The sequence below is a fragment of the Paraburkholderia sp. EG286B genome, assembly GCF_040965655.1.
Lineage (GTDB): Bacteria > Pseudomonadota > Gammaproteobacteria > Burkholderiales > Burkholderiaceae > Paraburkholderia.
Map to the genome: position 1 here is coordinate 125,545 of NZ_JBFRCF010000005.1, position 13,075 is coordinate 138,619.

At 66.0% G+C, this 13,075-nt stretch carries 9 protein-coding genes; 6 read left to right on the plus strand and 3 right to left on the minus strand.

Going from position 1 to position 13,075, the window contains the following annotated elements; translation table 11 throughout:
• Positions 1–3 precede the first annotated feature (3 nt).
• Together nirD and AB4Y42_RS12145 are read left to right on the plus strand one after the other, a co-directional pair.
• Positions 4–351, plus strand: a complete 348-nt coding sequence (nirD, locus tag AB4Y42_RS12140; RefSeq protein WP_368688835.1) for a nitrite reductase small subunit NirD — start codon at positions 4–6, stop codon at positions 349–351.
• 84 nt (positions 352–435) lie between these two features.
• Complete coding sequence (locus AB4Y42_RS12145) at positions 436–4,632, plus strand: molybdopterin-dependent oxidoreductase (protein ID WP_368694291.1); 4,197 nt, start codon at positions 436–438, stop codon at positions 4,630–4,632.
• Here AB4Y42_RS12145 and AB4Y42_RS12150 read toward each other — a convergent pair.
• On the minus strand, positions 4,586–4,885 hold the full coding sequence (locus tag AB4Y42_RS12150; protein WP_368694292.1) for a hypothetical protein: 300 nt from the start codon (positions 4,883–4,885) through the stop codon (positions 4,586–4,588). The genes AB4Y42_RS12145 and AB4Y42_RS12150 overlap by 47 nt on opposite strands.
• Before the next feature lie 181 nt (positions 4,886–5,066).
• Here AB4Y42_RS12150 and cynR point away from each other — a divergent pair, with 181 nt between their 5' ends.
• A complete protein-coding gene (gene cynR, locus AB4Y42_RS12155) occupies positions 5,067–5,963 on the plus strand; it encodes a transcriptional regulator CynR (protein WP_368688838.1) in 897 nt (298 codons plus the stop codon).
• A 25-nt stretch (positions 5,964–5,988) separates the two neighbouring features.
• Here the strand turns inward: cynR and AB4Y42_RS12160 are convergent, their stop codons facing one another.
• Positions 5,989–7,377, minus strand: a complete 1,389-nt coding sequence (locus tag AB4Y42_RS12160) for an alkaline phosphatase family protein (protein ID WP_368694293.1) — start codon at positions 7,375–7,377, stop codon at positions 5,989–5,991.
• A 288-nt stretch (positions 7,378–7,665) separates the two neighbouring features.
• On the opposite strand from AB4Y42_RS12160, the gene ilvD reads away from it, so the two are divergent.
• Entirely contained in the window at positions 7,666–9,525 is a 1,860-nt protein-coding gene (ilvD, locus tag AB4Y42_RS12165) for a dihydroxy-acid dehydratase (RefSeq protein ID WP_368688840.1), read from the plus strand.
• A gap of 139 nt (positions 9,526–9,664) precedes the next feature.
• Here ilvD and AB4Y42_RS12170 read toward each other — a convergent pair whose 3' ends face one another.
• Positions 9,665–11,908: an NADP-dependent isocitrate dehydrogenase gene (locus tag AB4Y42_RS12170; protein ID WP_368694294.1), complete on the minus strand. Its 2,244-nt coding sequence runs from the start codon at positions 11,906–11,908 to the stop codon at positions 9,665–9,667.
• Positions 11,909–12,341: 433 nt separating this feature from the next.
• On the opposite strand from AB4Y42_RS12170, the gene AB4Y42_RS12175 reads away from it, so the two are divergent.
• Both AB4Y42_RS12175 and AB4Y42_RS12180 read left to right on the plus strand, forming a co-directional pair.
• The gene (locus AB4Y42_RS12175) at positions 12,342–12,758 is read left to right on the plus strand and encodes a MarR family winged helix-turn-helix transcriptional regulator (protein ID WP_368688842.1); all 417 of its coding nucleotides are present in this window, start codon (positions 12,342–12,344) and stop codon (positions 12,756–12,758) included.
• Positions 12,759–12,819: 61 nt separating this feature from the next.
• Positions 12,820–13,068: a hypothetical protein gene (locus tag AB4Y42_RS12180; protein WP_368688843.1), complete on the plus strand. Its 249-nt coding sequence runs from the start codon at positions 12,820–12,822 to the stop codon at positions 13,066–13,068.
• Positions 13,069–13,075 lie beyond the last annotated feature (7 nt).

The following is a 13,075-nucleotide window of genomic DNA, read 5'->3' on the forward strand; positions in this document are numbered from 1 at the left end:
GCAATGAGCAACGAACAGAGTCAAGGCAACTGGGTTCCCGTCTGCACGCTCAACGACATCGTGCCGAACACCGGCGTGTGTGCGCTCGTGAAGGGCGAACAGGTCGCCGTGTTCCATGTCGACGACGGCGACGCGCGTGTGTACGCCATCGGCAACTACGATCCGAACTCGCACGCGGCGGTGCTCTCGCGCGGGCTCGTGGGCAGCTTCGGCGAGCGCATCGTGGTGGCCTCGCCCATCTACAAGCATCACTTCGATCTGTCCACCGGCGAGTGCATCGAAGCGCCGCAGCATTCGGTCAATGCGTTCCCCGCGCGCGTGGAAAACGGACAGGTGTGGATCGCCGCATGATTGGCCGAATGAAATGACCAACGCGCGGCGCACAGGATGCGCCGTGCGCCCCGAATCTGTTTCAAGCTGATATCGATCGACCGCATGAGCAGCGAGAGCGTAAAGAGCGTTTGCCCGTACTGCGGCGTAGGCTGCGGGATGATCCTGCACGTCGAGGACGGCCAGGTCGCGAAGATCTCCGGCGACGCCGAGCATCCGACCAACTTCGGCCGCCTCTGCACGAAGGGTTCGTCGGCGCACGTGGCGCTGCGCAAGTCGGGGCGTCTCGAGCGCGCCTTCGTGCGCCACGCGCGCGACGAGGACCCGGTGCCGCTGCCGCTCGCGCAGGCCATCGCCGATACGGCGCGCCGCCTGCGCTCGACGCTCGACGCGCACGGCCCCGACGCGCTCTCGTTCTACGTTTCCGGGCAGATGTCGATCGAGGCGCAGTACCTCGTGAACAAGCTCGCCAAGGGCTTTGTGCGCACCAACAACATCGAGTCGAACTCGCGCCTGTGCATGGCGAGCGCGGGCAGCGGCTACAAGCTTTCGCTCGGCGCGGACGGGCCGCCGGGTTCGTATCAGGACTTCGATCGCGCCGATCTCTTCTTCGTGATCGGCGCGAACATGGCGGACTGCCATCCGATCCTGTTCCTGCGCATGATGGACCGCGTGAAGGCGGGCGCGAAGCTGATCGTCGTGGACCCGCGCCGCACGGCGACCGCGGAAAAGGCGTCGCTGTTCCTGCAGATCGCGCCGGGCACCGATCTCGCGCTGCTCAATGGCCTGCTGCACCTGCTGCACAAGCACGGCCACACCGATGCAGATTTCATCGCACAGTACACCGAAGGATGGGACGCAATGCCTGCGTTCCTCGACGACTACACGCCGGAAAAGGTCGCCGAGATCACGGGTCTGGCCGTCGACGACATTCGCCGCGCCGCGCAGATGATCGGCGAGGCGCCCGAGTGGATGAGCTGCTGGACCATGGGCCTGAACCAGAGCACGCACGGCACGTGGAGCACCAACGCGATCTGCAACCTGCATCTCGCGACGGGCAAGATTTGCCGTCCCGGCAGCGGACCGTTCTCGCTCACGGGGCAGCCCAACGCCATGGGCGGGCGCGAGATGGGCTACATGGGCCCCGGCTTGCCCGGCCAGCGCACGGTGCTCGCGCAAGAAGACCGCGCGTTCGTCGAAGCGGCGTGGGGCGTGGCGCCCGGCACGCTGCCCGTGAAGGTGGGCAGCGGCACCGTCGACATGTTCTCGCGCATGGCCGCGGGCGAGATCAAGGCGTGCTGGATCATCTGCACGAACCCGGTGGCGAGCGTCGCGAACCGGCAAACGGTAGTGGCGGGCCTGCGGGCCGCCGAACTCGTGATCGCCCAGGACGCTTTTCTGGACACCGAAACGAATCAGTACGCCGACGTGCTGCTGCCCGGCGCGCTCTGGGCCGAGGCCGACGGCGTGATGATCAACTCCGAGCGCAACATGACGCTCATGCAGCAGGCTGTCGAGCCGCCGGGCGAGGCGCTGCCCGACTGGCAGATCATCGCGCGCGTGGCCTGCGAGATGGGTTTTGCGCACGCGTTCAGCTACGCGAGCGCCGCCGAGGTGTTCGACGAAATCACGCGCTTCGCGAATCCGAAGACGGGCTACGACCTGCGCGGCGCGAGCCATGCGAAGCTGCGCGAAACGCCGCTGCAATGGCCCATCGCGCCGGATGCCGCGAGCGACCGCAACCCGCTGCGCTATGTGAACGACGGCGTGAGCCAGACGCTCAAGGAAAACGCCGACGGCACGCGTCCCCGCATCGCGTTCGCCACGCCGCACGGCAAGGGCGTGTTTCTCGCGCGTCCCCATGTTGCGCCTGCCGAACTGCCCGATGGCACGTTCCCGGTCGTGTTCAACACGGGGCGCCTGCAGCACCAGTGGCACACCATGACGAAGACCGGCAAGGTGCCGATGCTCAACAAGCTCAACCCGGGCCCGTTCGTCGAGATTCATCCCGAGGATGCCGCTGCGCTCGGCATTGCCGCGAAGGATCGTGTGGAAGTGCGCTCGCGCCGCGGCCGCGTGGTGCTGCCCGCCGTGGTGACCGAGCGTGTGCGTCCCGGCAACTGCTTCGCGCCCATGCACTGGAACGACGTGTATGGCGAGGAGCTTTGCGTGAACGCCGTCACGAGCGATGCGATCGACCCGATTTCCCAGCAGCCCGAACTGAAATTCTGCGCGGTCGCGCTCTCGCGCGTCGGCCCGCCATCTACGCCGCGCGAGACCACGCGCGTACTGGATGGCGCCGATGCCGCCGTTGCGTCGGCCACGTTCGACGCCGGCGCGCCGCAAGCCGTCAACCCGTCTCAGGAACTCGACATGTCCCGTATCGATGCCTTTTCGACGCTACTCGGTCTCGACGACGTCGCCGCGCCGCAGCTGGGCGACGTGCAGCGCCAGTACCTCGCGGGCTTTGTCGGCGGCCTGCGCTCGTTGCGGGCGACCGAGCCCGTCGGCGTGCCCATGCTGCCCGCGCACGCGCCGTTTTCCGCCGACACGCGCGTATGGCTGGACGGCCTGCTGGCGGGCCTGTTCAGCCGCGGCGAGCCCGTCGCACGCACGACTGCGCTCGCGGTGCCGGATGCTCCCGAAGAAAAGCCGCATGGCGTGCGCATTGCCCATACGCGCCCCAAGGTCGTGCTGCTGTGGGCCTCGCAGACGGGCAACGTCGAATCGCTCGTCGAGCAATACGCAACGCAACTGATGGAATCGGGCTTCGAGATTCGCACGGCCTGCATGGCCGATTACCCGCTCGCGAACCTCGCCAGGGCGCAATACATCCTCCTGATGACGAGCACGTTCGGCGACGGCGACGCGCCCGACAACGGCGCGGCCTTCTGGAGCGCGCTCGCGGCGGACAACGCGCCACGCCTCGCCTCGCTGCGCTTTTCCGTGCTCGCCTTCGGCGACCGCAACTACGACGCGTTCTGCGGCCACGGTCGCAAGCTCGACGCGCGCCTCGAAGCGCTGGGCGCCACGCGTCTCATGGAGCGCGTGGATTGCGACAGCGAATACCAGAGCGCCGCCGACGCATGGCTCGAGCGCATCGTGGTGCGCATCAAGCAGGAGGACGCGGCGCTGCACGCGGTGCCCGCCGACGGTTCGATTCCCGAGGTGCTGCCCGGCTGCGCGGCGACGAAGGCACGCCCGGCCACCTCGAAGCTGCTGAAGAACGCGCGCCTGAACATGAAGGGCGCGACGAAGGACACGCGCTACTTCTCGCTCGCAACGGGCGAGGCGGGCCTCGACTATGAAGCGGGCGACGCGCTCGGCGTGTGGCCCACCAATTGTCCCGCGCTCGTCGACGAGTTGCTGGAACTCACGCGCCTCGCCGCCGACACGCCGGTCGCCGTGAGCGGCCACGGCGAGATGCGCCTTGGCGAGGCGCTTGGCAAGCACTACGAGGTCGCGCGCCCGAACCCCGATGCGCTCGCGTTCATTGCGTCGCGCACGCGCTCGCGGGGCCTCGCCGAGATGCTCGACGATTCGCGCAAGGGCGATCTGCGCAACTGGCTCTGGGGCCAGCAGCTCGCCGACGTGCTCCACGAATATCCCGTCGACATGAGCGCGCCCGAACTGCTCGGCATGCTCAAGCGCCTGCAGCCGCGGCTCTATTCGATTTCGTCGAGCCCGAAGGCGCATGCGGGCGAAGTGCATCTGACCGTTTCGGCCGTGCGTTACAACAACGGCCGCCGCGAGCGCAAGGGCGTGGCCTCGACCTTCCTCGCCGACCGCGCGCAGGAGGGCAGCGTCCCCGTGTTCGTGCAGAAGAGCACGCATTTCCGGCCGCCGCGCAGCGGCGACGCGCCGATGATCATGATCGGTCCCGGCACGGGCGTCGCGCCCTTCCGCGCCTTCCTGCACGAGCGCCAGGCGCGCGGCGACACGGGCCGCAACTGGCTGTTCTTCGGCGAGCAGCACGCGGCCACCGACTTCTACTACCGCGACGAACTGGAGCAAATGCGCAAGGATGGCCATCTCGACCGGCTCGACCTCGCGTTTTCGCGCGACCAGAGCGAGAAGGTCTATGTGCAGGACCGCATGCGCGAGCAGGGCGCGCAGCTATGGGCCTGGCTGCAGGAAGGGGCGCACCTCTATGTGTGCGGCGATGCGAGCCGCATGGCGAAGGACGTGGATACGGCGCTCAGGGAGGTGGTGGCGGGCCATGGCGGCATGAGCGCCGAGGCCGCGCACGACTACGTCAGTGCGCTCGGACGGGACAAGCGCTACCTGCGCGACGTCTATTGAAGGGGCGCGGCGCGGCTTCGGTGCGGTCCGGCGAGGGCCGGCCGCCTGCGCGCCACGTCTGCAGCGCGCGAAAGCGGCGCGTGCGCGCCTGGTCCGTGCGCACGAAGCTTTCGTCTTCTTTGCCGAGCCCGGCATAAAGGCCGCCCCGGGCGCCTTTGGCCACGACGGGTTCGGGCAGCAGGATGGCGATCAGAAACGTCAGGCACGAGCCTGCGAACACCGCCACCACGCTCATCGAGATCGATTCGAACATCCGTTTGTCCCCCGGTAGAATGGTGTCCGGCGGCCGACGCCGTGCGTATCGCGCACCGCATCGCCGCCATCGCAAACCATTTTGCTCAGGGCGCGCGTCCACGTCCAAGACGATATTCGGATCGTCACGATAAGCGCGCCTTATGAAAAAAACCGGAGATATTCGGGAGGCAGCCATCTTGATGCTTCGCTCGATACGCTACGTGCTCACCGTGGCGGAGTTGAAGAATTTCACGCGCGCAGCCGAAGTGCTGCACGTCTCGCAGCCGGCGCTCTCACAGCAGATCCGCCAGCTGGAAAACGATCTCGGCGGCGCGCTGTTCGACCGCAGCGGCCGCGCCATCAGCCTCACCGAATTCGGGCGCGTGTACATCGAACACGCGCGCCAGGCGCTCGCGCATCTCGACGCCGGCAAGCGCGCGCTCAACGAGGTGCGCGACCTCACGCGCGGCCTGCTGCGGCTCGCCTATACCCCGACCTTCGCGGAATATCTGATCGGCCCGGCCCTGCGCGGCTTTCGCGAGGCGCACCCGGCCATCGCGCTCGACGTGAGCGAGCGGCCGCTCGAAGATATCGAAGGCGGACTCGAGCGTGACGAACTCGATCTCGGCATCGGCTTCACGGATGTGCGCTCCGACGAAATCGAAGTGCGTCCGCTGTTTGCCGAGCACATGGCGCTGCTCGTGGCCACGCGCCATCCACTGGCGCGCCGCCGCGCGGAGGTGACGGCCGAGCAGCTGGGGACGATGCCGCTTGCGCTATTGAGCCCCGACTTCGTGGTGCGGCGCTTCGCCGATGCCTATTTCCGTGCGCATCAGTTGATTCCGCGCGTGATGCTGCAAGCCAATTCAGTGGGCACGGTGCTCAAGCTCGTGAAGGACGGCACGCTCGCCACGCTGCTGCCTTCGGCGGTGCTGCGCGAGCATCGCGGGCTCGTCACGCTGCCCGTCACGCCGGCGTTGCCGCAGCGCACCGTCGCGCTGCTCAAGCGGCGGCGCGCATCGAGCACGCTCGCCGCCAACGCGTTCTCCGATGTGCTGCTCGCGTTGATTTCGCAGGAAGGGTTGGGCGAAGCCTGAGGCGGCCTTTGGTTTTCTCGTCGGCTCAGGGTTGGTCGGACGACAGCAGGTTGTGGAAGAAGTCCACGGCGTGCTGGCGGGTCGGCATGGTCCCGAGCGTGGCGGCCGGGTCGAGCCCCGAGCGCCGCGCCGTGCCGCTCACGAGGCTCTTTTGCAGGTCGTTGAGCGGGCGGGCGAGATTGGTGGCGATGAATCCGGAAGCGGGCGGCGCGGCGATGGCCGGCACGTCGGTGCGCGGCGCGTCCAGCGTGAGCAGCGCAGCGAGCGTGGGTGCGGCGGCCACGCGCTGGCTCGCGAGCATGTCGGCGGGCGCGATGCCGAGCCAGTCGCGCAGGGTGGCGAGAATCGACGTGTGGTCGTAGGGCGTGGCGCCGGGCGAGCGGAACACGGTGCCCGGCGCAATATACGGCGACACCACGACCGCCGGCACGCGCACGCCGAAGCTGTCGAAGGCGAAGTTCTGGTCGCCGGGCGCGCTCGCGGCATCGGGCGCCACGGCGTTGGCGGGCGGCAGCACGTGGTCGTAGGTGCCGCCGTGCTCGTCGTAGGTGATCACGAGCAGCGTCTCGGGCCATGCGGGCGAGGTGCTCAACGCATGCCAGATGTCGTAGAGAAAGCTCTCGCCCGCATAGACATCGTGGGGCGGGTGCTGGTCGTTGGGATCGAGCAGAAAACGCGGCTCGATGAACGAATACCGCGGCAGCGTGTTGTTCTGGCAGTCGGAGACGAAGTTGCTGAAGCGCTGGAAGTTCGTCTTGTATTTCGGATCCCATAACGTCGGGAACATCGTGAGCGTGAGCGAGGGCGCGACGAGGGCGGCGCTGTACACGGCCCAGCTTGCGCCCATGTCGCCCAGCACGTTGAAGATGGTGCGCACCTGCCACTCGAACGGATCGGGCGGCGTGCCGTTGTCGACGTGGCCGTTCGACGTGCCCGCGTGGGCGAAGGCGCGGTTCGGCCAGGTCTGGCTCGGCACAGGGGCGAACCAGGCGTCGCAGACGGCGTATTCGCGCGCGAGCGTCGAGAGCACCTTCAACTGATCGGGGCTGTGGCACTGCATGACCTGGCTGGCGTCGGTCGTCGCGGTCGTTTCGTAGTCTTGCACGAAGCCCGACATGGGCGTTGCGCCTGCCGCGTTGCCGAGCAGTTGCACGCGCACGTTCGCGAACGTCTCCTGCGGATCGGGGTCGGGCAGCGTGGCCGTCGAGGCCGGCATGGTGGCGGCGATGGTGGCGCCGGCCTTCGTCGGGTTGCTCAGGCCCATCGTGAGCCCATCGAATGGCCGTTCCGCGCTGGCCGCGGGCAGGAAATGGGTGGGGCTGCTGCCGTTCGTGTACAAGCCGCCAAGCATTGTGTCGAACGATCGGTTCTCGAACATCACGACAACGACGTGCTTGATGTTCTGCAGGGACATGGGCTCTCTCCGTCACGCGGGTTTGACGAAGAATAGTGGTGCAGGCGGGTGGATTCGGCAAGGTTCGGCAACCCTGAGAAAACCTGCCGACGCCTCGGGGGTGTCTTCGGGCGTACCAGCTGCAGCACCCCACGACCGCCGCCGGTCGATCCAGCGGGCCGCCCAGCCCTGTGGGATAATTGCGAGTTCTGCCCAGAGCGCAGCTCAAGAGGTTGTTCGCAAGGGCGTGCGTGGGGCCTTTATTCCCGTGGCCCGCTTCCTTTCTGCGATTTTTCTTCTACAGCCACAATGCCCGCATACCGTTCCAAAACCTCCACCGCCGGCCGCAACATGGCAGGTGCGCGTTCCCTCTGGCGCGCCACCGGCATGAAAGACGAAGACTTTGCCAAGCCGATCATCGCGGTCGTCAACTCGTTCACCCAGTTCGTCCCCGGCCATGTGCACCTGAAAGACCTCGGCCAGCTCGTTGCGCGCGAAATCGAAGCCGCGGGCGGCGTGGCCAAGGAATTCAACACGATCGCCGTCGATGACGGCATCGCCATGGGCCACGACGGCATGCTGTATTCGCTGCCGAGCCGCGACATCATCGCGGATTCGGTCGAATACATGGTCAACGCGCACTGCGCCGACGCCATGGTCTGCATCTCGAACTGCGACAAGATCACCCCGGGAATGCTGATGGCCGCCATGCGCCTGAACATCCCCGTGATCTTCGTCTCGGGTGGCCCGATGGAAGCGGGCAAGACGCGCCTCGCGAACCCGGTCACCAAGGCCATCGAAGTCAAGAAGCTCGACCTGATCGACGCCATGGTGATCGCGGCCGACACCAAGTACTCCGACGCCGAAGTGGCCGAAGTCGAGCGCTCCGCCTGCCCGACCTGCGGTTCGTGCTCGGGCATGTTCACGGCCAACTCGATGAACTGCCTGACCGAGGCGCTGGGCCTCTCGCTGCCGGGCAACGGCACCGTGGTCGCCACGCACGCCGACCGCGAACAGCTCTTCAAGCGCGCCGGCCGCCGTATCGTCGAACTCGCGCGCCAGTACTACGAGCAGGAAGACGAGCGCGTGCTGCCGCGCTCGGTGGGCTTCAAGGCGTTCGAAAACGCCATGACGCTCGACATCGCCATGGGCGGCTCGACCAACACCATCCTCCACTTGCTGGCCATTGCGCAGGAAGCGGGCATCGAGTTCGGCATGGCCGACATCGACCGCCTTTCGCGCGTCGTGCCGCAGCTGTGCAAGGTCGCGCCGAACACGAATAAGTACCACATCGAAGACGTGCACCGCGCGGGCGGCATCATGGCGATCCTCGGTGAACTGGAGCGCGCCGGCAAGCTGCACACCGATGTGCCGACCGTGCACACGCCGACGCTCGGCGACGCGCTCGCGCAATGGGATATCACGCGCACCCAGGACGAGGCGGTCAAGACGTTCTACATGGCTGGCCCGGCCGGCGTTCCGTCGCAGGTCGCTTTCAGCCAGAACACGCGCTGGCCGAGCCTCGACTCGGACCGCGCCGAAGGCTGCATCCGCTCGTACGAGCACGCGTTCTCGAAGGAAGGCGGCCTCGCCGTGCTGACCGGCAACATCGCGCTCGACGGCTGCGTGGTGAAGACCGCGGGCGTGGACGACAGCATCCTCGTGTTCGAAGGCACGGCTCACGTGACCGAGTCGCAGGACGAAGCGGTGGAAAACATCCTCGCCGACAAGGTCAAGGCCGGCGACGTGGTGATCGTGCGCTATGAAGGGCCGAAGGGCGGCCCCGGCATGCAGGAAATGCTCTACCCGACGAGCTACATCAAGTCGAAGGGCCTCGGCAAGGCGTGCGCACTGCTGACCGACGGCCGCTTCTCGGGCGGCACCTCGGGCCTCTCGATCGGCCATTGCTCGCCGGAAGCGGCGGCAGGCGGCGCGATCGGCCTCGTGCGCGACGGCGACAAGATCCGCATCGACATTCCGAACCGCACGATCAACGTGCTGGTCCCGGACGACGAACTCGCGCGCCGCCGCGAAGAGCAGAACGCCAAGGGCTGGAAGCCGGCGAAGGCGCGTCCGCGCAAGGTGTCGGCGGCGCTGAAGGCCTATGCCAAGCTCGTGATGTCGGCAGACAAGGGCGCCGTGCGCGATCTCTCGCTGCTCGACGACTAAGCCTCGAATGAGGGGCGGGCCGCGCGGCTCGCCTCGAACAGGAAGGGCAAAAAAATCGAGCCTCCCACGGTGACGTGGGAGGCTCGATTCGTTTATGGCGCACGTCCCCCGCGCAACGCACGGGGGCGGGGTCCATCACTTACTTCGCAGCAGCAGCAAGCGCGGCGTTGAACGTCGTGCTCGGGCGCATGACTTCAGCAAGCTTCGCGAAGTCCGGCTTGTAGTAGCCGCCGATGTCGACCGGCTTGCCCTGAACCGCGGCCAGCTCGCCCACGATCTTCTGCTCGTTCTCGGCCAATGCCTTCGCCAGCGGCGCGAAGTGTGCCGCGAGTTCCGCGTCGTCCTTCTGCGCGGCCAGTTCCTGCGCCCAGTACATCGAGAGGTAGAACTGGCTGCCGCGGTTGTCCAGCTCGCCGGTCTTCGGCGAGGGGCCCTTGTTGTTGTCGAGCAGCTTGCCGGTGGCGGCGTCGAGCGTCTTCGCGAGCAGCTTGGCGCGCGCGTTGTTCGTCTTGATGCCGAGGTCTTCCAGCGAAACGGCCAGCGCGAGGAATTCGCCGAGCGAGTCCCAGCGCAGGTGGTCTTCCTGAACCAGCTGCTGCACGTGCTTCGGAGCCGAACCGCCGGCGCCCGTTTCGTACATGCCGCCGCCGGCCATCAGCGGAACGATCGAGAGCATTTTCGCCGAGGTGCCCAGTTCCATGATCGGGAACAGGTCGGTCAGGTAGTCGCGCAGGATGTTGCCCGTGACCGAGATCGTGTCCAGGCCGCGGATCACACGCTCGAGCGTGTAACGCATCGCGCGCACTTGCGACATGATCTGGATGTCGAGGCCGGTCAGATCGTAATCCTTGAGGTACGTTTCGACCTTCTTGATCACTTCGTTTTCGTGCGGACGGTACGGGTCGAGCCAGAACACGGCCGGCGTGTTCGAGTTCTTCGCGCGCGTGACGGCGAGCTTGACCCAGTCGCGGATCGGCTCGTCCTTCACGAGGCACATACGCCAGATGTCGCCTTGCTCGACCGGCTGCGTGAGCGCTTCGAGCACTTCGCCCGTGGCGTTGTCGACGATGCGCGCCGTGCCGTCCTGCGTGATCTCGAACGTCTTGTCGTGCGAACCGTACTCTTCAGCCTTCTGCGCCATCAGGCCGACGTTCGGCACCGTGCCCATCGTGCGCGGGTCGAATGCGCCGTTGGTCTTGCAGAAGTTGATGATTTCCTGGTAGATGCGCGCGAACGTGCTTTCCGGAATCAGGCACTTCGTGTCGGCCGGGCGGCCGTCGGCGCCCCACATCTTGCCGCCTGCGCGGATCATGGCCGGCATCGAAGCGTCGACGATCACGTCGTTCGGTGCGTGCAGGTTCGAGATGCCCTTGGCCGAGTCGACCATGGCGAGCGCCGGACGGTGCTCGTGGCATGCGTGCATGTCGCGGATGACTTCTTCGCGCTGCGATTCCGGCAGCTTCTCGATCTTCGTGTAGAGATCGACGAGGCCGTTGTTCACGTTCACGCCGAGTTCTTCGAACAGCTTGGCGTGCTTGGCGAACGCGTCCTTGTAGAACACGCGCACGGCGTGGCCGAACACGATGGGGTGCGAAACCTTCATCATGGTCGCCTTCACGTGCAGCGAGAGCATGACGCCGGTCTTGCGCGCGTCTTCCATCTGGTCTTCGTAGAAGGCCAGCAGGTGCTTCTTGCTCATGAACATGCTGTCGACGATCTCGCCGGCTTGCAGCTTGACCTTCGGCTTGAGCACGATGGTTTCGCCGGCCTTCGTCACGAGCTCCATGCGGACTTCGCGGTCCTTGTCGTTCGTGATCGACTTTTCGCCGTGGTAGAAGTCGCCGTGCTTCATGTGCGCGACGTGGGTGCGCGAAGCCATGCTCCACTCGCCCATGCTGTGCGGGTGCTTCTTCGCGTAGTTCTTGACCGCGAGCGGTGCGCGGCGGTCCGAGTTGCCTTCGCGCAGCACCGGGTTCACGGCCGAACCGAGGCACTTCGAATAGCGCTTCTGGATCGCCTTTTCTTCGTCGGTCTTCGGATCTTCGGGGAAGTCAGGGACCTTGTAGCCCTTGCCCTGGAGTTCCTTGATCGCGGCGACGAGCTGCGGCACCGATGCGCTGATGTTCGGCAGCTTGATGATGTTCGTTTCCGGCAACTGCGTGAGACGGCCCAGTTCGGCCAGGTTGTCCGGCACGCGCTGTTCTTCCGTGAGGAATTCCGGGAACTCGCCGAGGATACGGCCCGCAACGGAGATATCGCTGGTCTCGACGTTCACGCCGGCCGGCGCAGCGAAAGTGCGGATGATCGGCAGAAACGCGCTGGTGGCGAGCAGCGGCGCTTCATCGGTCAGGGTATAGATGATGGTGGGTTGCTGGGTACTCATCGGCTTCTTGGCGGGGTTCAAAAACGGGGTGATAACACCACCGGCTGCGCGCAGTCGGCGAAACACCTGGATTTTGCCTCAATTTGCAGCGGGCCGGGGACCAAGCGTGCCTATATTTCATATCGTGGAAAGCGCTTGCGCAATGTTAATTGACCAGAAAGTTGGCGCGTTTGCCTTGATCGGCCGGCCCTGCGCTGAAAACGTTTCCGCGCCGGAGCCCCGTTCTATAAGGCTTTGCGAGCCGATACCGATGTTTCGGCTGCGCCTCCATGGTTTTGTGGATCGTACCCTTGATTGACTGTCAAGCTGGTAAAGACCCTTGTGAAAAGAGAAGTGAATCGGGGAGTCTTATATAAGAATTTTGTCCCGCGAGGCTCACCGAAGGCCACGAAAACGGTTGCCTTGCTAATCAATTCGTGGTCTCATTGCCCCCATGTTCGATCACTGCCTTTACTTCAATTCGTCGGCGCTCGCGCGACTCGTCGAGCGCGAGTGGAGCGCCGTCTATGCGCCGTTCGGTCTCACGCCTGCGCAAGGTTTCGTGCTGCGCGTCGTGCTGGCGAAACCCGGCTGCCTCGCGAGCGACGTCGCGCAAACGCTCGGCATCGCGCGGCCCACGGCGACGCGTCTCGTCGACAACCTGTGCGAGAAGGACTTGCTCGAGCGCCGCCAGGGCGAGGCCGATGGCCGCGAATGGGGACTCTTTCCCACGGCGGGCGGCACGGCGCTCGACGGCCCGATCAACGGCGCGAGCGCCGAAGTCGCGCGGCGTCTGCGTGCGCAAGTGGGCCCCGACCTCTTCGAGTCGACGGTCACGGGCATGCGCAAGATCCGCAAGGGACTCGCGTAGGGCGTTCGCGCCTTTTTTAAAACTCAAATGATTGTCTTGCTAATCAATAGGGAGAAGAGCGATGAACGAAGCGGCGCTAAAAGGGACGGGGGAGGAAGCCTGGCGTTGGGCGATCGGCATGGCGATCGCCGCGCTGGCGGTAGGCGGCGTGGTTGCGGCGATTCTCGTCATGCCGCGCGCGGCGGAGGCAAACAACCGCGTGTGCATAACGGCCTACGCCAACGACCTGCACGCGGATCTCGCGGCGTTCGCGCAAGACCCGGCGTGGCAGGCGCAATACGTCGAGGCGCTCACGGCGTGCGCGCGTTGAACGCTCA